Source organism: Paenibacillus oceani, assembly GCF_014705615.1.
GTDB lineage: Bacteria > Bacillota > Bacilli > Paenibacillales > NBRC-103111 > Paenibacillus_AB > Paenibacillus_AB oceani.
This window is the reverse complement of record NZ_JACXJA010000064.1, coordinates 21,615-42,390: the sequence shown is the minus strand read 5'-3', so window position 1 is coordinate 42,390 and position 20,776 is coordinate 21,615. Positions and strand designations below refer to the sequence as shown.

The following is a 20,776-nucleotide window of genomic DNA, read 5'->3' as shown; positions in this document are numbered from 1 at the left end:
CCCGGCGGCGTAGCCCGGCGGCGTAGCCCGGCGGCGTAGCCCGGCGGCGTAGCCCGGCGGCGTAGCCCGGCGGCGTAGCCCGGCGGCGTAAAAGACGCCCTTCCCAGGGTTCCCCAGGGAGGGCGACTTTTACATGTGCCGCGGTTTGAGAGGTACGGCTGAGCGGATAACCTCCCGGATTTCCTCCCTCATTTCTCCAAGAAATCCCCGTCACTTTTGCGTCAGAGGACGCTGCCCGTCAGAGAACCGTTAGCAGTCTTTTGCACCCCTTATTTCTAGTAGATTGGTCACTTTCGGCAAAATAGCGGATGCTAGCAGCTCTTATTATTCGAGTTATGAGCCCTTGCGCCAATTTACCCAAAAATAGCAGCTTCCAAAGACTCTTATTGGTTGCGGATCGACGCTTCGGGACGAAATAAGCGCTGCAAACGTCCGCTATTAGGGGAGGGGGACCCACACTAGGCCCACACAACCCGGCAGCATACCACATACCGCTTGGAGCATGCCAGCACGCCGGCACCGACAGGCTTCGTACTCGCCGATGGCATACCGCCGCTCGTCCCAGCCCCCCCTCCTCCCTCGCTTCGGCGATATGCAGAAGAAACAGCGTTACTCCCTCCGCACAATGATCGGAGCCGGATACTGCGATTCGCTTCGCCCCGTCCCGCCGCCTGATAGGCGCCTTTTAGGTGTCCAGCCTAAGAAGGTTACTGCAATTGGTTTCCCTTGTCCTGCTCTTCCCTGCTCTTCCCTGCCCTGCCCCGTCCTATCTTTTCGCTTTTGGCAAAACGCATATCGCCGCCGTTACTCGTACCAATAGGCGGGCAGCGCTTCCCGCTCCTGCTCCAGCAGCTCTCTGATGATATGGTCGGCGTCGCCGATCGAATTGACAAGCGGATCGGTCATCATCGCCCTTCTCAGCTTGACAAAGCTCCGCTCCACTACGGCTTCGGCGGTAAGCTCGTGCGTATCGAGGACGAGCTCCTGCATCCCGCGGATCCCCCGCGGCATTTCCCCTACCGGCCGCGGCACGATCCCTTCCATCGTCACATCGCAGAGCAGCTCGAGAAAAGCGTCGCCGCTCATATTGGACACCGCCCCGCGGTTTAACGTGTTGATATAAAACGGCTTGCCCAGTCCGCCTACCATATTCTCGATAATATCCGTCGCATGATCGGGACCGAAGGCAGTCCTAAAGTCGGAGATCGGCTTCTGGCCGGTTATAAAAGCATCGACCTGCTTCCACATCTCGTCATGCCGCTTATACCGCTCTTCCGTCTCCCATATATGCAGCGGCGGAACCGGCTCCACCGTCTTGCCGAGCCCTTGCCAAAAGCGCACGTATTCCTTCGTATGGGCGACACACGTAGGGATGTATCCGAAAATACCGTACAGTTCATACCCGATCGCGTCGTTGTACGCCGCCTTGGCTCCACGGTCGCCGCCGTCGGTGCCGGTTTCCGCCGCTTTGCGAAGCGATTCGGCGATTAACGGGGCAACGTCCTTGCCGTCGAATTCCGCCTTCAGCAGCCACGTAAAATGATTGACGCCGGCAATCCGGAGGTCGAATCGCAGCGACACGTCTTCGGTAAATTGACCGGCTTCGCCAATAAGGCCGGACCGTCTCAAGTAATTCCGTTTTACGTGCGGCATATGCAGCCCGTCGCACAGAGCGAAGCTCTTCAGCTTCGGCGCATACCGGCTTAAAGCGATGCCGTGCACGGCGGACGGATTGATGTAGTTGATGACCCAGGCATCCGGACAAATGTTCTCGATATCGCGGACGCTTTCCATAATGACCGGCAGCTCCCGCATCGCCCTGAATATGCCGCCTGGTCCGATCGTATCCCCGGAGCACATGCGAATGCCGTATTTCTCCGACACCGTGCAGTCGATGCCCCTGTACTTCACCGTATCTTTGGCAAAACTGAGGACGACAAAATCGGCGTCCTTCAGTACGTCCCGGCGGTCGGTCGAGCCTTCCACGGCAAGCTTCACCCCTTGCTCGGCCGCCGCCATACGGGCCAGTTTCAGCAGCTTGTTCAGCCTGGCTTCGTCGGTATCGACCATAGCGAGCGTCCCATTGTTCAAATACGGCGAAGTGACCATCTGCCATATCGACTGCCTTCCGAAAAACAAGCTGCCCGCTCCCAGTACTACGACTTTCGGTTTGCCCGATTTCCCGCCATCCCGATTCATAGCGTATCCCTCCTTTTCCTTCTCGCCTTAATTATAAAAGGATGGGAATGAATTCAAATGGACTGTAGTTTTAAGCGGATGTCAAATAGTACGATTGAGATGCCGGCCATGATCTTGTGCTATATTGGAACCAACGCGATTCGTCAAAAAGTATCGAAGGGGCGGTAACCTATGAAGGGTCAAGCGGGGTCCTTTCACCTGTTCAACGAGCTGTCCGAGCATATTACGCTGCGGATCGGCTCCTGCCATTCGCTATACCACGACAGCAGGTGGAGAGAAGTCAAGGAGCACTCCGATTACGATCTATGGATCGTGGAGGAAGGGACGGTTACCCTCCGGATGGGGGACGTGAACGGGACGGCGAAGGCCGGAGACCTGATCTTGTTTTATCCGAACGTTCCTTACACCGCTTCGAACGGGGAGGAGGGCTGCCGGTTTATCTACGTTCACTTTGATTTTGGCATCGGGGACCGGTCGCGGATATTGGACAATTTCCCTTTATCCGGCATTGTTGCGGGAAGCTCGGTGCAGGAGGAGGCGGCTTTGTTCCGGCAAGCCTTCGAGCGGTACTCCAATCGTTCGGTTTTGTCGAGCGTCCGGCTTAAAGGCTGTCTGACCGTACTGCTCGCCAAAATTATCGAAAATGCGGCGGAATCCGAAGCCGCTGCCGCAAGCGGCGAACCGGCGGACACGCCTCCGAAGGCAAGGGCTTCCCGTCAGATGGACATCCTGCAGCCGGTGTTCCGCTTTGTGCATGAACAGCTGCACCGTCCGATCGCCGTCCGCGAGCTTGCCGAAAAAGCCGGGATGTCGGAGAAATATTTCATTACGTTTTTCAAGCAAACCGTCGGCGTCACACCCGGCTACTACTTGTATCAAGTACGCATGAACCGCGCGCGCGACTACTTGTACCGGAGATCGTACACGATCAAACAAATCGCCGAGCTGCTCGGCTACCCCGATCCGTACACCTTTTCGAAAGCGTTCAAAAAGTATTACAACAAGCCGCCCTCGCAATTTGTGTAAAAGGGCGCCCTGTCTATTTCTCCGCCATACGGGGCGTTTGTTGCCCGGTTTGGTTTATGTAGGGTCTGCACTTCCGGGTTCATCCCCTGTGGTATACTTGTCTTATGGACCCGTACAAGAGCCTTGGAGGAGGGATGCTTGATGGAATGCCGGGTCGGATGCGCCGCTTGCTGTATCGTCGTGTCGATCTCGTCCGCTATCCCCGGAATGCCGGAAGGCAAACCCGCCGGCGTCCGGTGCGTCCAGCTTAAGGGCGATAACAAGTGCGGCCTGTTCGGGAAGCCCGAACGTCCTGCCGTATGTCTAAGCTTGCGGCCCTCGGAAGACATGTGCGGCCATTCGAATGAGCACGCTTTCGACTATTTAAGCACAATGGAGCGTTTGACAACTCCGGATCGTTCCTGAACGGCCGTTGCTCTGAGAGAGAAGACCGCGACATAACCAGACAGCCATTTGCCTCCCCAAAACGCGCCCGATTCGATGGCGAACGTTCAGACAAACAAAAACCCCCTCATCTCGAGGGGGCGGGGCGGCTCTTTCTAGGAAAGCGCACGTGCAAGCCGTTCGCATAAAGCCGTATCGCCGATCTGCCCGGTCAAATAAAGCTGCAGCGGACCGGATATTTGTCGCAGCTGCCAGTTGGCCAGATTCAGGTCTTGTTGAACGCGGAATGACGGCATAATTTCTTTAAACAAATTGTAGCGGGAAGGACGCAGTCCGTCATCCGGCCGGATTTCGTCGGCGACTTCCTTATGAACCGGGATGCTCAGAGAATGGGTGCTGATCAGCCTCTGAGCTCTTGGCGATCTCAAATACTCCATAAACGTGCGGACCGCTTCCTTCTGTCTGGACTGTTCGTTGACGCCGACTCCGATCGAGACCGCATTGGTCAGCGGATGACGGATAAACGGCAGCGGCGAGATATCGTAATCGAGACCGCTTCCTCCCAGCCTCGTTAAGGTGCTGTAGCCGACGAGTGTCATCGAAATATGCCCTTCTTTAAACATCTGGATATAATCGATCTCCCGGTCGTTCCAGAATGGAGGGAACATCGACGGGTCCGAGACGATCTCCCGGTAATACCGCATGCACTCCATAAACTTCCCGTCCGGACCGACCTCGAAACGGCCGTCGGCATCGCGCTCAAATTTTACGCCGCTCTGCAGGAGCAGGGCAGGCCAAATATTGATGGACAGCGGATCGAAATACAGGCCGTACGAATCGCTTCGGGTGAGTTGCCTCGCATTTTTGATCATATCGCTCCACGTCCAGGTGCTGTCCGGCTCCAGAAGTCCATTCTCGCGAAAATGCGCTTTGTTGTAGCATAATATAAGAGGAGAAAAGGTTACAGGCTGCACGTAGCGCCGACCCCCGACGGAAAACACATCTGTCAGAAAGCGGTACACGCCCGGCAGATGGTCCGGAAGCGGCTCCAGCAAGGACAGTTTGTCTCGCACCGCAAAATCCTGGAACGTATCCTGATTCAGCGTCACCGCGTCGATCACGCCGCTGTCCAGCATCTGGGTGAACATGTGGTAGTGGTCCGTATTGACCAGAATCGTTTTCACGCGTATCGACGGGTGCAAGGCCTGAAAGTCTGCGATTAACGGCTCCAGCGCAAAATCGTGGACAACCGTCGCATAACAGGCGATCACCAGCGTCACCTGCTCCAGTTCGGGAGCTTTGACGACTTTCGCGCCGACCCGCCTTTCCTTGACGACCATGCCCCGTTCCACCAGAAGATCGATGCCCTTGCGGACGGAACGCGGTCCCATCTTGAACAGCTCCGCCAGTGCGGTTTCGGAAGGAAGCAGATCGCCTACGCTGTACACGCCTTCGGCAATATCCCTCTCCAGTTTCTCCACCATTCGGTTCAGCCGGGAATGAAATGTTTTGCGGCTCGTTTTCTCCTCTTTATGCAACGGTTTCTACACTCCTGTCCAATCGCCGGAACTTTGCTTCCTTCATTTTGTATCGTTCCGAATTCAAAGTCAACAGACGCATTCGCCCAAGGCACCAAAATGGGAAATGCCCGGGTCTGTTCAGGCTGAACGGTCAGCCGTAATAGTGGACGATACATTCGATCAAAGCGATGCTGCCCGCATTCGTATCTGTCGGTGAATCACCTTGCCGGGTCAATCGGAAGGCGGCGTTTTTGCCTTTGAGTCCCCCGCTCTCGAAATTATAGGCGACATGGACTTTATTGATTCCCGCCGTCAAGCCGGCATGAAACACGTTATCCATTCCCAGAGGCGCATTCGTCGCCGTATCGATGGCAGCAAGGCGAAACGATGCGTCGCCCGGCTCGTCGGCATGGACGATTACATCTACGGCTCCCCGATTAGCGATCCCGGTCCCGAAGGCGACGAACCCGAGCCACCCGTCAGTAGCGACATCCGGGCCGGCAGCTACATGGCCGAGCGAGAACGAGCGGCTTGTCGGGTTGCCGTACTGCAACGTATTGTTGATAACAGGCTGACCCGTTACACTGAGCAGCGACCTCCCATCGAACATGCCGCCCCTCACCCCGTTGGCAACGATCTCATTCAGCACAAGCGCATTTTCATATCCGTGGAAGGAACAAGCCGGATCGATGTACAGCCCAATTGCTTTGTTGACGACAATCGCCCGCTTGCAGCCGGAAGATCCCCGTAAAAAAATGCTCCCTCTCACGGCTATCCCGTAAATCGTAGCTAACGGATCGTCCACATCGATCGCAACATCAGCTCCATTGTTCACGTTGGCCGTGCCGTTCGATTCGAAATAGACGCCGTCAAAGTTGACTTGACGCGTCCCGTTTTCGAGACGGGCGCCGAACTGGCTATTCCCTTCGATGGCCGTGCCGAAGAAGTTGACTCCGAGCGGAGAACGGGACCGGAACCCGACTCCGTTTCCTTGCAGCTCCCCTCCGACGAACGAAATGCCGTTAAAGCCGACATGCGGCGGCGAGTCGCTCCTTACGATATCCACACCTACGGCGAAACGCTGTGCGATCAGATTGAATACGGACGCGATCCATCCGCCGCGTATGCGGCATCCGGTCCCTTGCCCGACGGTCTCGCTGTATAAAAAGAGATTGCTCAGGGACCAGCGCGTAGGCGCCGTATTAACGCTGGCATCGATAATATCGAGCGCGATCTGGCCGCTCCCCGCTGTCGTGATCAGAAAGTTATCGAGGCTGAACTCCTTGGACTCCGCTCCGCTCAGGACGACCCCGCCCGACGTAAAACGAAGATTCGTGCTTCGGCCGTATCCCGTGACACGGTTGCCTTTGGTGAGATAGATGTTGCCCGCGCACAAATAAGTTGCTTTCGCCGACAGTTGAACGCCGCCGTGAACAGCCGCACATTGGGTGATCTGACGCTGGCTCGGGATGACACCGCCCGGATCGGCGCCAAACATCTCGGGCGTTATAGCCGTATCTCCCACTCTCCTGTAACAGCCTTGGCCGGTTGTGTCCGCAAGGAACCAACTCGCCACTTGTCCGTCATTCGTCCAGTCCGCGGGTAGCGGCCGGTTTGGATCGACGACAGTTCCGCCGTTATGGAGACTTTTGCTAAGCGAAGCATCCCAGACATAAGCGCCGCCCCCATGCGGCGTACCCGCACGGTAGCCCTTCAAGCGGAAGCACTGTCCGTCCTGCAGCTCCGACTCGTCTATAGCTGTCAGGTCGGCCAGACTGTCTACGCACATGGCGCAGCTCGCACCGGCGGCTTTCTTGGCGAATCCGACCGTGCTGCCCGATGCGGCGATGGCGCCGGCGGCAGCCACCCCGATGGTCGCCAGCATCTTCCTGCGGCTGATGGTCCCATTTTCCCATCCAACCCGATTCCCTTCCATGCGTATCACTCTCCCATGTACGTTTTTAGAGGTTGTTCAAAAAGTCCACTTTTGATCACGCACTTTTAGTTATTTCAGCTGTGCTTCGATTTTTTTATTGGCCCGCTCTTCCGCTTCCCGCAGGGCGGTATTGACATCTTTGGACCCCGAAGCGACATCCGTTCCTGCGATATTCAGCTCGGGGCTGGCCAATTTTTCGTAATTCGTGCTGTATGGCAGAGGAGCCGTTTGATGTTTGAAAATCGCCTCGATATTTTTGCCTTTGACGAGCTCATTCTTCGTGCCGAACTGCTTTCGGATCGCCTCCGAATTCAAGGCGGTTATTTTGCCATATTGCGAAAGCAGCGACTGCACTTCTTCCGAGGTCGATATGTACGATACGGCCTGGAACGCTTGCTCCTTGTATTTGCTGCTCTGGGACACTAGCAAATAAATCGGCTTGGCTGCACCGGATATGCCGGGCGCCTCCCGATGCTGCGGAATGGAAACCATATCCCAGTTCAGCGTCTGCCCGCTATTCGCCACGCTTTCGGCGAAACCGAGCATCGGATTCAGCCACTGGGTAAGCATCGCCATCCGCTTTTCCTTATAAAACGCCTCGTTGGGCAAATTCGTAATTCCCGTTTCGTGAATATCCTTCACTACACCAAGTGCCCGCTTCCATAAATCATTTTGAAAATCGGCCTTTCCCGTCTGCTTGTTAATGATCGGAATGCCCCACTGCATCCCGACCGTATGCAAATTACCCCAGCGGACGCCTTCGTATTGAACTTGATCTTCCTTGCGTGTAAGCCGTCTGGATACATTCACCAGGTCTTCGTAAGTCATCTGATCGGTCGGATACGCAACCGCAAATTTGTCGAACAAGTCCTTGTTGTAAAACAGCATGAATTTATCGACGTACCACGGCAGACCGAATATTTCCCCTTTGGGTCCGACGTTCCGGATGCCTTGAACAGGCGATGCGTCCAACTGATTCAGATTCACTTTGTATGTCTCCAGGTAAGGATTCAAGTCGAGCGGATACGCATAGTCCGTGACGGCGGATAAGTTCGGATAATCGGTTATGACGAGATCCGGGGGCGTTCCTTGCTCGATCATCTTCTGGAAGCTGACCCCTCCTCCCGTGTTCACATATTCGATCGTAATATGGGGATATTTCTTCTTTACGGGTTCGCCGATAAACTGATCGACCGCTTCCTGTGTAATTAACGTGGCGAAATACATAATCTTCAGCGTAGCCGGTTCAGCTGTTGCAACCGCCGCAGCCGCTTCGGGCACGTTCTGCCCGGGAACGTTTACGGCCTCCGGTTTCGTTCCTCCGCATCCGGCGATCATACTTGCGGCAAGAGCGAACATCGTGCACGTGTAAATCGGTTTGCGAAACATCGCTTGACCCCCTTTTATTGACAACGCTTTCATTTTCGGACTTGTTTCATATTCCGCATTTCATATTGCCTGCCTCCGTACTCCTAGCTCATAACGGTAGTGCTACTCCACATCACGCTTGAGATTGCATGCCGCAAGAAAAAAGATACTTCCCTCCCAGCCGTGTAGATTAGGTCTCATCTACATCCTTTATTTATAAACCGACTATTTTCAAACAACTTAGGACGCTTGAAGATCCGACCTTGAAACTCATTATATTTCGTCTCCCACATCCTGTAAAGAGGGTTTTGGACGTTTTTTTGCCTGAAACAAACAAGAAATCGTATAAATGTTATATTTAATTGTTTAGTTTATTCAATTTGGGATGTAGATAGGATGTTATAACTTTTATTTTTAATAAAAACCAGGTTGCAGATGGGATGTAATATCCCAAATCCGACTAGTGCTAGACCTCGAAATTAGACCAACGGATAAATCTACCAGCGTATGGGCAGCAGAGATCGGTGTCCGGATCCAGCGGCGAATGAATTTACGCCTACACGCTGAATGAGGATAGCAAGGGGGTGTTTTTTGCAGGGTGAAGCGATTAGCGGAAGAAAGACTTCCGCTACTGTGCATGAAACCGTCCAGAAAGGTGGATAGCGGAACTATTATTTCCGTTATTTATGGAAATTTACTTGAAATACAGAGAAATCCTCCGTATAGAGGAAATAAAACTTCCGCTAACGACCATAAAAGAGTTTGATCAATGAATTAGCGGAAGTAAAGTTTCCTCTATCTTGATTTGCAGGGAGCAAAACAAGGTTGAACCGTATTCTTTGCCAAACGACCATCGCTCGCCTGTTATATAAGGCTGTCGATTCAATGTGGACAACCAAGTGGAATGGGAAAAGATTAGCTTCTGGCGAGTTTTGTCTGGAATCCCCTACCTTACCATCCTTATTCAACAAGGGATTCCGGACAACCTGTTTGAGCAGAAGAAGGTAACTTTTCACTTGGAACGCCCTGCTATCACTTCTACATATTGAATCGACAGCCTCTATATGACGACTAGTACATCCAACCTCCCCGTCTGCGCAAACTCGCCGCTTCGGTAAAATTTGCTCGTACAAGTGTTGGGATTTTTACGCAGCGTTGCACTAGGCATCAGCTCGCCCGTTTCTCTTCACCTTTCGACTCGCATTTTTCATGATTTCCGCTCCCTCTATTTGAGCTCCCCGGGAGAGTCCGACTTGCTGCAGACTTTTGTGATTCCCTTCGTGTACGTGTCCGCAGCCCTTCCCTGACTGGTCCCGCCTTCGCCCGCTTCCTAATTCCAACTGCATTCGCAATTCAACCAAAGGGAAAACGGCCGAACGAAGTATTAGCCGCTTTTCCGGAACGTTAAAAGACCGTTTCAGCCTGGTGAGATGGCTTCGAACGGTCTTTTCGCTGCAGGTTCTGACATAATTTGTTCCATCGGCATTTCATGATCGACCAGGTGAACTTCAGCAGCCTGACAAATAGCCGATGTTAGGTTGGTCGCTGGAACGCCTCTCTACCACTGGAAAGGCAGCTTGTTAAAAAACAGATTCGGGTTGGCCTGCACATTATGCACCCAGAACGTAAAATGCAGGTGCGGCCCCGTTGAAAATCCGGTCGTACCGACAAGCCCGATGATGTCGCCTTTTTTCACCCGGTCCCCGGCCTTCACCTTTAGCTCGGACATGTGCGCATACTGCGAAAACAAACCCATGCCGTGATCCAAATAAATCGCATTGCCGGTTAAATACAACATCTCCGCCAATACGACGACACCGTCGTTCGTCGCCTTGATCGGCGTCCCTTCCTTCGCCGCCAGATCGATCGCCAGATGGGAACTGTCGTATTTGCCGTTGACGTAACGCGTATGTCCGTATGGCGTGGTCAGCCGGCCTTCGACGGGCTGGATGAAGGCGGAATCGAACAAAAACTCGGGCTCGGATTGGCTGCGCGCCTCGTTAATCTTTTTCTGATCGGCCTGGATGCGCTGCGTGTCCTGCTTCATGCTCTCCATCTGCTGTGTCACTTGCAAATATTGGGTGTCGAACTTTTTCGCTTGAATCGTTAGCTGCTTGTCCCCGATCGGGTACGAGCCGGCCTTTACCGACAGCGGAATCGGAATATACGTGAAGTAACCTGCACCGAATGGCTGAAGCGTGTACGTCTTGCCGTTCCATTCCACCTGCCCCGGCTTGTTGTGCCGGACGAGCATGACATCTCCGGGCGAAGCCTGCTCCGGGAGGATGACCCACTCGGTCCCCATCGTCTGCTTCGCTTGCTCCGGTGTGGCATACAATGCCGCTTCCCGGCTGATTCGCCGCAGCCGCGACTTCTCTTCCTCCAGAGCTTCTTTAACTTGCGGCGTTACTTCCGCTTGCCAGCTCGTCCCTCCGTCGGTCGTTACCAGCAGCGGTGAAGCCGGTTCCGCCGGCTGCACGGGCAGCACCCAGCCGACACGGTCGGTTACGAACTGGGATTGCTTGACCGGATACGTGTTCGTCCCGACCATAACGTTCGCGGGTTTGGGCTCTCCCTCCGGCACTGTGCTCCAATCGAACAGAACGGCCGATGGTCCGGCAGTGCCGTTCGGGGAAGCTGGCGCTGCGCCTGGGGCTGTGCCTGGAGTTGCACCTGGTGTCGCGTTTGACGTTGTGCCCGGTGTCGTGCCGGCGATTGTCCCCGGGTTCGCCGCTGCACCACTTGCCCCGGTTGCCGCACCGGCCGCCGACACCCCCGGAACAGCGCCGGCGCCAGCACCGCCTGCTCCTGTTGGACTGTCCGCAACCAGCCGCCACTGGCTCCCCCCGTCCTCGGTTACTTTCATAGAGCCGTCCGAATAACGCATCCACCCGCGGTCCAGATCGGTCATGCCGAACTGGACGACTTCCGGGGGAGGCGGCTGTACCGGCATTGGCGGCGCCTCGGGCTCCGCTGCCGGAGACTGGCCGGCCCGCTGCCCGTTCACGAACACAACCGCACAGGCCGCCACGAGGACGATGGCGAGCAGAAATAGTCCAAATTTGCGCGACATAAGTCCGGATCGTTTCGAATGCGTCTCTTTCCGCGAATCCATACTTCTTATCCTCCACTCCGTACTTTCGTTTTGATTCTTTAATCATACGATACGGAGCTGAAAAATTCTATTTCGTATCCGTTGCAAATTTCATGTTGACTCTCACGTTACGTTATACTTTAAAGTGAATGTTGAAAGGAGGTCATTGCGATTCCGCTAAAGGTAAGCGAAGTGGCGGAGCTGGCCGGCATCAGCGTAAGGACGCTTCATCATTACGATGAAATCGGGCTGCTAACCCCTGAGGAAGTGACCGAGGCTGGATACCGCTTGTACTCCGACGGCAATCTGGAGACGCTGCAGCAAATTTTATTTTTTAAAGAGCTTGGCTTCCCGCTCAAACACATCAAAGAGATTATGAGCAGTCCTTCCTTCGACCGTCAGGAAGCGCTGGAGCTGCATCGGAAGATGCTGCTGGAGAAACGCCGCCAGCTCGACAAGATGATCGCCACCATTACGAAAACGATTCAGCATACGAGAGGAGAAATCCAAATGTCCAACAAAGAGAAATTCGAAGGCTTCGACTTCAGCCACAATCCGTACGAGAAAGAAGCCCGCAAACGGTGGGGAGACGAAGCCGTAGACAAGGCGAACGCCAAAGTCGGAAGTTTGTCCAAAGACGAGCAGGCCGCCTGGGGCGAGGCGATGAACGCCATCTACACGAAGCTTGCCGCGCTTCGCGGCAGTTCGCCCGAATCCGACGAGTCGCAAGCCGCGATCAAGGAATGGTACGACTTCCTGAACCGGATGGGCCAGTATTCGCCCGAGGCTTTCAGAGGGCTCGGCCAAATGTACGTGGACGATGAACGGTTCACCCGGAACATCGACCAGTTCGGAGAAGGTCTCGCCGTATTTATGCGCGATGCGATGGCCGTCTATGCGGACCGGCATCAGGAATAGGTGAATGCCGCGGTAGACGACGTATCCCGCGTACCCTTATCCATTTTCGGCCGTTGTACGCGAAAAGTCCCCGCGGAGGTGCTCCAGGCACCCCGGACGGGGACTTTTTGGCGCGGCGGGAAACGATGACGCCGTAGTGGATCGTCCCACCGCAAACTTTTTTCCAACAAACGTCTCTAATCCATCCTGTCTCCAACCGACTGCCCGCGTCCGCGCATCTCCTCCATCACCGAAACGAGCTCGCTAAACGCGCGGATCGTCCGAAACGGCTGAATCTCATGCATCGACAACGGGTCTTTGCCTTTATGGTTGATCCAGACGGATTTGATGCCGAGCTTTTGTGGCGCCACCACTTCCCATTGGTAGTTGTCGCCGATCATCCACGCTTCCTCCGGTTCGGCTCCCAGCAGCTTCAGGGCGTGCTCGTACACGCGGCTGTCCGGCTTGCCGCTGCCGAACTCCCCTTCGATCAGAATATGATCGAACAGCGGAGCAAGCCCGAACCGGTCGATCTTGGACCGCTGCGGAGCGGCAGCGCCATTCGTCAGCAAGACGAGCGGAATGCCCAAACTTTGGATGTAATGAATCGTATCGATAGCACCCGGAAATACGGACACCTTCTCGTCACGCTCGACTCCGTAATCGGAGGCTATCAGGCCCGCCAGCGGGCGATCCCGGATACCGAGCTGCTCCAGCGCACATCCGATAATTTCGGTTCTCGCCATCGTTAGATCAAGCCTTCCCACCCTATGGCGCTCGGCATCGCTCCAATACCAATGCGCTTGCTTTTTGATGGCGTCGACTACCGTCTCCACGCTCGGGCCGCTCTCCCCGTTCAAATATTTCCCGCATACGCTTACCCAACATCCATCCAGATCGACTCCCTGCTCGTAAGCAAGAATCGTATCGTCCATATCCACTAACAAAGCTTTTGGCAGCAAACGGCTCTCCCCCCTCCACATCGACGCGCGGCATAAGTTCCGCAGCGGTTCCTCGTTGTCCATCCATTATCTCCGTTATTTCCTGTATTTTCAATCGGAAATTGGGAGGGAGAGCCGCCGGGTGCAGGCCCAATAGAAATCCAAGCACGCTTGGGCAATCGGGAGACCCCCTCCCGCTACTTGCCCTGCTGCTTCATCTCCTGAATATGCTTGTTCGCTTTCTCGTCCGCGAGCCGAAGCGCCGTATTGACGTCCATATTGTTTTGCGCCATCTCTTTGTTGGACTCTTGGAGGAACGAATAAATTTTCGTATCGTAGTTCGTGCTCATCGGGGCCGGAGCGGGTGAAACTTTGAATATTCCCGCCAAATTTTTTCCTTCATACACGTTCAAGTCGGCCGCATAGTTTTGTTTCATCGCCGTATCCTTCAGCACCGTCAGACGTCCGGCTTTATTCATCGCCACCTGCGCCTCGTCCGACAGCAGCGTACGGATCACTTCATAGGCGGCGGTTTTGTTTTTGGATGCCGGAGGCACCATGAACAGGTGGAAGTCGATCTGGCGTCCCAGCTTCGGACGATCGTCGAAGGCCGGATACGAGACCATATCCCATTTGAACGAACGGCCCTCCTTCTCCATCTGCGCCAAAGTGTCGGTCGTCGCCGCAATCCAGTTCGGATTCATCGCCAGCGTCTGGTCTTTGGCGAATTCGTTAAATCCGTAGTTGAATTCCTTGTTCGGTCCCAAATATCCGTTCATATCGTACAGCTGCCTCAAAGAATTAAATATCGTCTTGAAGCCTTCGGACGTAACCGCCGACCTCTCCAGCTTCTCATCCACGACCGGCAGCGAATATTGCCGCAGCAGTCCTTGCGGCGCTCCCATCGATACGCCTACATAGCGGATTCCGCCTTCCGTCCGGGTTACCCGCTTGGCCAGCTCCAGCGTCTGGCTCCAGGTCATCTCGTCCTTCGGATAAGGGACGCCGAGCTTGTCGAATATTTCTTTGTTATACAGCATGACCCCGTAATTCATCGAGAGGGGCAGACCGAACAGCTCTCCCTTCGTTCCGAACTTGTTCAGCTCATTCAGCGCTTCAGGCTCGATCCGGTTCAGATTCAATCCGCTCGCCTTCACCATAGACTGCATATCTTCGCCGAACCCGAGATCCAGCATATACTTCACGTACACATTGCTCGTGGCGACCAGATCCGGGACGATTCCCGACGCAGCCAGATCCTCGGGAGACTTGGCCGTCAGCAGCTCGAACGAGATATGCGGAAACTTGGCCTGGATCGGCTTAACGATATACGCCTGCAGCTCGCGGTCGTTAATGCCGGCCTGGTAATCGTAAATTTTCAAAGTTACAGGCTCGTTCACGGGCTGGGCCGCTGTCTTGGCGTCCGGTAAAGCCGTTTCTTTGCCGCAGCCGGCCAGTGCTGCCGCCAGGATCAGTCCGAGCACAAACGCCTTCCGTCCTCTCATCGTCTAACTCCCCCTCATCCTTTATCATAGGACCCTTCAACTGTTACTCTGCGAATGAACAGACTGTACCCCTTGCTTCATGTAAACGCATTCAAATAAACACAGCGATGACCACCTCCCATCGAACTTTATCTCCAGCTTCCCCTTCCTCATGAGGAGCTCGGTACTGCGGAACAGGCACGTGATAACCTCCCAACGACCTCTGAAACCGTTCTCATTTCACCTTTTAGAAAAAACGCTCCGCTTCCAGCGCCTGCATCCCGCCTCTGTCTCCCATTCCCGGTAGACCAAACAGGCTGACTGCTTCTCCTATCAGGTCAGCCGTTTGGTCCCTGATCCGGGCAGGTCACCTTGCCGGATTCGGTTCGTACTTCTCGTCCTGTACTTCCGCCTGGAGACGGTACAGTTCCTGTTCCAAAATGTCCACGACACGGGCATAGTCCGGATCATCGTAAACGTTGATCATCTCGTGCGGGTCTTTCTTCAGATCGAACAGTTCCCACTCCGGCGGCTGGGGGTTATCCTCCGAGCCCGTAGTGCCGAGTGCGTCGGCGTAATAATAGATCAGCTTGTATTGTTCCGTGCGGATGCCGTAATGGGCATAGACGGCATGCTCGGACATATGCATCCAATACCGGTAGTACATCGACGTGCGCCACCCCTCCGGGCTTTCTCCCTGCAATACCGGCCGGAAAGTGACGCCCTGCATATCCGCAGGTATTCCGATTCCGGCATAATCGAGGAAGGTCGGGGCAAAATCCGTATTCAGCACCATATGCCGGTCATCGACGGTCCCCGGCCGAATGCCGCGCGGATAACGGATGACAAAAGGCATGCGCAGCGATTCCTCATACATGAACCGCTTGTCGTACCAGCCGTGATCGCCAAGGAAGAAGCCTTGATCGGACGTGTACACGACGATCGTGTTGCCTGTCAGCCCTTCCGCATCGAGATAATCGAGCAGGCGGCCGACATTGTCGTCGACGGAAGCGACGCACCTCAAGTAGTCTTTCATATATCTCTGGTATTTCCAGCTTTTGAGCGCGGCTCCCGTCAGATGCTCCGGCGGCTCCATCTTCAGATCCCGCGCGGTCAGATCCCGGTCGATCCGCATCTCCGCCGCCGCTGCTGCGCTCGCCCGGTTCGTGTAGTCGTCGTGAAACGTCTCCGGCTCGGGAATATCGACATCCTCGTACAGGCTGGCGTGCTTCGCGTCCGGAATCCACGGCCGGTGCGGCGCTTTGTGATGGCACATCAGGAAAAAGGGCCGGTCTGGGTCGCGCCTTCCGATCCAATCGATGGACAAATCCGTAATAATGTCGGTCGCGTACCCGCGGATGACCCGCCTCTCTCCTCCGCGGATGAAGGCCGGATCGATATAATCGCCTTGACCGGGCAAGATGTCCCAATAATCAAAACCGGTCGGGTCGCTTTCCCTGCCGTGTCCGAGATGCCATTTGCCGACAATCGCGGTCTGGTACCCGTTCTCCTGCAGCAGCTTCGGCATCGTTTGCTGTCTGCCATCGAACCGGTCGGACAACGTCCGCACGCCGTTGATATGATTGTAGACGCCTGTAAGGATCGCAGCCCGGCTCGGGGCACAGATCGAATTCGTGCAGAAGCATTGATCGAGGCGCATCCCCTCGTCCGCAATCCGGTCGATGTTCGGTGTACGATTCATCCGGCTGCCGTAACAGCTTATCGCATGGGCGGCGTGGTCGTCGCTCATGATGAATACGATATTCGGGCGGTTGTCCGCTTGTGGCTCCACCTTCGTCAGCTCCTTCCAACGCTTGGTTGCCCCCATTATAACGAATCCGAATCGCCGCCAGCCATGTACAATACTCCGGCTTTATGTACAAAATCACATTGGCAACGACAGCGCGGATCGTGTTACGATGAGGACAAATGATGGCGTGTTAGGGGTGTTTCCCGGATGCTCACTCTCCATTCCGCTTATTACGACGACAGGATTCCCAACTGGCGCATGGCACCGGTCGCGGTAGAATCCAACATTCTCGTCCTCGTCACAGAAGGCAGGCTCGTGTATACCATCAACCATACTCTAATAACGGCGGAAGAAGGCGATCTCGTCTTCATCCCGAAAGGAACGTTCCGCAGCGCGGAGAATGACGGGCCGCACCCCCACCGGAAGTATTCGGCGCTGTTCGACCATTCGTTTCCGCACGGAACCGTTCCTCTGTTCGACCTCGGCTGTTTTACGAAAAAAAGAATTGGCGATATCGATTACGTGGCCAAGCGGTTCGAGGCGCTGCACCGCGAAATGCAGGAGGAGAAGCCGATGCACCGGTTCGCGGCTGCGGGAATTGTTCAAGAGATCGCGGCCATCGCAAGCCGCGAATCCGGGTCTGCGGGCATCTCCCCGACGAAGTGGAGGCTGGCCGAGCGAATGAAACGGCACATCCGCGAACACTACCGCGAGCCGCTTCATGTAGGCGAGCTCGCCGAGCTCATTCAGCGTTCCCCCAATTACGCGATATCGCTGTTCAAGGAGGCGACCGGCCAGACGCCTGTCGCGTATATGCAGCAGTTGCGCATCGCGGAGGCCCGCAACCTGCTGCTGAACAGCGATTTTACGGTAACTGAAATCGCCGACTACCTCGGGTATTACGACACCTCCTATTTCTACCGGGTGTTCAAGCGGGCGACGGCCGTCTCGCCCTCCGCCTTCTCCGTCATGAGGGACAGATGATCTCCTTCGGACCGGTACTCACCAATCCCGCCCATTCTCCATATGCTGTAGGCAAACATCCAATTGGAAAGGAAGTTTGACCAGCATGTCCTATCGGTTCCCGGCTGAAGCCGGCAAGCTTAACGAGACTGCCTCCTTGGAGAAACGGGAGGACGACGGGTGGGTGACGGCCGGCGGTCCGAATCGGGCCGAGCCCGGTCTGAACGCAGATCTGGACGGAGACGGCGTCCCCGAGTGGATCGGCGTGTATAGGCGCAATGGCGACTTGTATGTGATGGTGTACCGCTGGAGCGGAACGAATTGGGCTCCGGCCTCCGCCTTAAGAGGGTACGGCAATGAGCTAAACGTATTCTACGCCGCTCCGCTCACCCGTCCTGACCGGTGGAACATCGTCGCCGGATGGCACGATGCGGAGAACGGCGCTCGGCTGGCGATCTACGAATGGACCGGATACGGTCTGATGGACTTCGGTCCGGGCCCGGCCCGGCCGCTGATCTCCGGCAGCGGATACGGCTCCGGTTACGCCCCGGTCCTGGTGCCGGAACAAGCCGAAACGAGACTGCCCGCCGCCGCCGTCCGGACGATCCCGCTGTATCCGATCACGGTCAGGACGATCGGGGGCAATCTGTGGGGGTATATCGACGAACGCGGGCAGACGATCCTCCCTCCCCGGTTCGAGTACGCGAACGACTTTCAGGACAACGGGCTCGCTGTGGTGGAGACCGGCGGCAAGCAAGGCGTTATCGACGCCCGGGGGCGGTTTGTCGTAGAGCCGGTTTACGAATCCGTTTCCCCGTTCTCGGAAGGCCGCGCCATTGTCATCGACAAGAAAGGGTTCCGTGTCATCGACGACCTCGGCCATATTCTGACTCCGAACACTTACGACTATATCGGCGCTTACCATGACGGCAGAGCGGTGTTCTACACGATGGATGCGGGCGGGTTAAGCCGCTATGGGTATTTGAATCTGGCAGGACAAGAAGCGATCCCCGCCCAATACTTGGATGCGACCGACTTTGCAAACGGCAGAGCGGTCGTGAAGGTGAAGGAAGGCGAGTATGCGTTAATCGGAACGGACGGCAGACGTCTGGCCGTCTACAACTACGCTTTTGTCGGCAGTCCGGGCGACGGGCTCCTGTCGTTCCAGCAGACGGAAAACGGCAAGTACGGGTATATCGACGAAAAGGGGAAGATCGTGATCCCTCCCCGCTTCAGCATCGCTCTACCTTTCCAGAATGGCCGGGCCGTCGTAAATATCGCGGAGGATTACAACAACCTGTACGGGCTGATCGATACAACCGGTGCGTATATTATGCAGCCCGAATATAACGACATCTCATTGCTCGGAGAGCAGCGGGCGGCGGCTGGCAAGGCGCTCGATCCGAAGCGGCCATATCTCGGCTCCACATACGCGCTTGCCGACAGCGGCAGCGGACAACGGCTGACCGGCTTTGATTTCGGCCAAATTACCGAATTCCACGAAGGGTACGCCTCCGTGTACAACGACCGGTACACGTACTGGATCGACCCTTCGGGCAGGCAGGCCGCCCATCTGCCCCGGCTCGAGGGCAGCGGCACGATGGCGTTCATCGGCAAGTTGATCAGCGCCAATATCGATCAGCGGCTGTCGTATTACGACCGCAGCGGCAAGCTCGTCTGGCGCCCCCCGGTCGTGCTGCCGCTCCGCCCTCCTTACCAGGTCCGGGAGGTCAAGTATAAGCCAAACAAAGATTACCTCGTCTACTACCCGCAGATCGAAGGCATGGCCGATCCGGCTGTCCAGAAGAAGGTCAACCGCAAGCTCGCGGAGCTGTCCGCCGTGAAGCCGGTTCCGGCCGACAAGCAACTGGACTACAACTACACCGGCGATTATGCGGTTGTCTTTTTCGACAAAAACCTGCTCGTCCTCGAGCTGTACGGATACAACTATCCGTTCGGAGCGGCCCACGGGATGCCGAGCCGCGTGTACGTCCACCTGAATCTGGCGAACGGCGATATGTATGCGCTGAAAGATTTGTTCAAGCCCGGAGCGCCTTACACGCAACGGCTGACGGAAATCGTGAAGAAGCAGATCGCGACGAATCCGGAGTACGATTACGTCTTCCCGGACAGCAAGGTTGAAGTGAAGCCCGATCAGCTGTTTTTCGTAAACCGGGATGCGCTGCACATCTTGTTCCCGCCTTACGAGATCGCGCCGTATGTCGCAGGTTTCCCGACCTTCAGGATCCCGTATGCGGAAATAGCGGATATTCTCGATACGAACGGGGCGTTCTGGAAATCGTTCCATTGAGATTGGAGCCCGTGCGCTTGGATAAAAGCCCCTTGCGCAGCAGTTACCAGCATATGGCCGGCCGACCGGAGTCATTTGGGGGTGGGGGTTACCCGATACGATTGGGCCTTCCCAGTAGTCAGTACTCGGTTCTTCGAGTCCCTTAGAACCAACGATTTTCCACGAGATATAGGGAGCGGTCTCGAAAGTCTTTTTGCGAGGCTGCGCCCCGCTTCGAACCGACTTTCTTCGGGAAAAAGGACCTCGAGCCTCCACGTTGCAGTGGAATCCTGAGGTCCGTTCTTGGGAATCGGGCCGTTCCGCATCCTGCGAAAAGGCTGAGGGACGGTTCCTTGGGTTCTCCGGGTGATCCGGTTCGGGGGCCGGTTCTCTAGCGCTCCGGTGATTCGGTAATCCGGCGATCTGAAAGTAAATCGTATCCGCAGCTTTTGGAAGCGACGGTCCTTTCCCGACCTTGCTCGACATAAAGGAGGTTTGCACCCCTTATTAAACAACTTTAGCATCACTACCAAGAAATAACGGCGGTTTGAACCTCTTATTTCAGCGGCTTTGGGGCAATTTGCAGAATTCGGGGGAGTTTAGCAGCTGCAGACCGCTCTTATTCTCGCATGAACCCCGATTTCTGGCAAAATAAGAGGTGCGAATCGCTCTTAAGTTACGACAACTCCCCCTTGAGCGAGTAAAACCGCAATTCGCGATGCGCGCCAAGGCGAAAGCACCGCTGCATACCGAGCAAAACGCACCCGGAGCTTGATGAGGTCTAGCATCTCCCGCATAACTGAAAAAAACCTCCAGACGCCACCGGTTGAGTGGTTCTGAAGGTTCCCGCCGCCATGCCGTGCAGCGAAGCACCGTATCTGAAAACTGCATACGGTGCCGCTACGCCGCGATATGTACTAACCG

General features: G+C 55.6%; 13 protein-coding genes. 5 read left to right on the top strand and 8 right to left on the bottom strand.

What is annotated here, in order from left to right; translation table 11 throughout:
- Window positions 1–804 precede the first annotated feature (804 nt).
- Window positions 805–2,199 (bottom strand): family 4 glycosyl hydrolase, encoded by a 1,395-nt coding sequence (locus IDH45_RS32200; RefSeq protein ID WP_190932255.1) that lies wholly within the window; start codon window positions 2,197–2,199, stop codon window positions 805–807.
- Window positions 2,200–2,370: 171 nt separating this feature from the next.
- Between IDH45_RS32200 and IDH45_RS32195 the strand changes: the two genes are divergently transcribed.
- Both IDH45_RS32195 and IDH45_RS32190 read left to right on the top strand, forming a co-directional pair.
- A complete protein-coding gene (locus IDH45_RS32195; protein ID WP_190932254.1) occupies window positions 2,371–3,225 on the top strand; it encodes an AraC family transcriptional regulator in 855 nt (284 codons plus the stop codon).
- A 141-nt stretch (window positions 3,226–3,366) separates the two neighbouring features.
- Window positions 3,367–3,630, top strand: coding sequence for a YkgJ family cysteine cluster protein (locus IDH45_RS32190; RefSeq protein ID WP_190932253.1), 264 nt, complete (start codon window positions 3,367–3,369; stop codon window positions 3,628–3,630).
- Between the two features lie 134 nt (window positions 3,631–3,764).
- On the opposite strand, the gene IDH45_RS32185 is transcribed toward IDH45_RS32190, so the two are convergent.
- The 4 genes from IDH45_RS32185 to IDH45_RS34505 all read right to left on the bottom strand — a co-directional run bounded on the left by IDH45_RS32185 (window position 3,765) and on the right by IDH45_RS34505 (window position 11,548).
- Window positions 3,765–5,147: an extracellular solute-binding protein gene (locus IDH45_RS32185; protein WP_190932252.1), complete on the bottom strand. Its 1,383-nt coding sequence runs from the start codon at window positions 5,145–5,147 to the stop codon at window positions 3,765–3,767.
- 133 nt (window positions 5,148–5,280) lie between these two features.
- Complete coding sequence (locus IDH45_RS32180; RefSeq protein ID WP_190932251.1) at window positions 5,281–7,065, bottom strand: hypothetical protein; 1,785 nt, start codon at window positions 7,063–7,065, stop codon at window positions 5,281–5,283.
- Between the two features lie 69 nt (window positions 7,066–7,134).
- Entirely contained in the window at window positions 7,135–8,454 is a 1,320-nt protein-coding gene (locus IDH45_RS32175) for an ABC transporter substrate-binding protein (RefSeq protein ID WP_190932250.1), read from the bottom strand.
- 1,537 nt (window positions 8,455–9,991) lie between these two features.
- Complete coding sequence (locus IDH45_RS34505) at window positions 9,992–11,548, bottom strand: peptidoglycan DD-metalloendopeptidase family protein (protein WP_223837213.1); 1,557 nt, start codon at window positions 11,546–11,548, stop codon at window positions 9,992–9,994.
- 150 nt (window positions 11,549–11,698) lie between these two features.
- Here IDH45_RS34505 and IDH45_RS32165 point away from each other — a divergent pair, with 150 nt between their 5' ends.
- The gene (locus tag IDH45_RS32165; protein WP_190932257.1) at window positions 11,699–12,445 is read left to right on the top strand and encodes a MerR family transcriptional regulator; all 747 of its coding nucleotides are present in this window, start codon (window positions 11,699–11,701) and stop codon (window positions 12,443–12,445) included.
- Window positions 12,446–12,621: 176 nt separating this feature from the next.
- Here IDH45_RS32165 and IDH45_RS32160 read toward each other — a convergent pair whose 3' ends face one another.
- From IDH45_RS32160 to IDH45_RS32150, 3 genes are all read right to left on the bottom strand, one after another.
- Complete coding sequence (locus tag IDH45_RS32160; protein ID WP_190932249.1) at window positions 12,622–13,449, bottom strand: HAD family hydrolase; 828 nt, start codon at window positions 13,447–13,449, stop codon at window positions 12,622–12,624.
- Window positions 13,450–13,562: 113 nt separating this feature from the next.
- Complete coding sequence (locus IDH45_RS32155) at window positions 13,563–14,870, bottom strand: ABC transporter substrate-binding protein (RefSeq protein WP_190932248.1); 1,308 nt, start codon at window positions 14,868–14,870, stop codon at window positions 13,563–13,565.
- Between the two features lie 346 nt (window positions 14,871–15,216).
- A complete protein-coding gene (locus tag IDH45_RS32150) occupies window positions 15,217–16,641 on the bottom strand; it encodes a sulfatase family protein (protein ID WP_317891326.1) in 1,425 nt (474 codons plus the stop codon).
- Window positions 16,642–16,806: 165 nt separating this feature from the next.
- Between IDH45_RS32150 and IDH45_RS32145 the strand changes: the two genes are divergently transcribed.
- Both IDH45_RS32145 and IDH45_RS32140 read left to right on the top strand, forming a co-directional pair.
- Window positions 16,807–17,583, top strand: a complete 777-nt coding sequence (locus IDH45_RS32145) for a helix-turn-helix transcriptional regulator (protein WP_190932246.1) — start codon at window positions 16,807–16,809, stop codon at window positions 17,581–17,583.
- Between the two features lie 85 nt (window positions 17,584–17,668).
- Window positions 17,669–19,873 (top strand): WG repeat-containing protein, encoded by a 2,205-nt coding sequence (locus IDH45_RS32140; protein ID WP_190932245.1) that lies wholly within the window; start codon window positions 17,669–17,671, stop codon window positions 19,871–19,873.
- The last annotated feature ends 903 nt before the right edge of the window (window positions 19,874–20,776 follow it).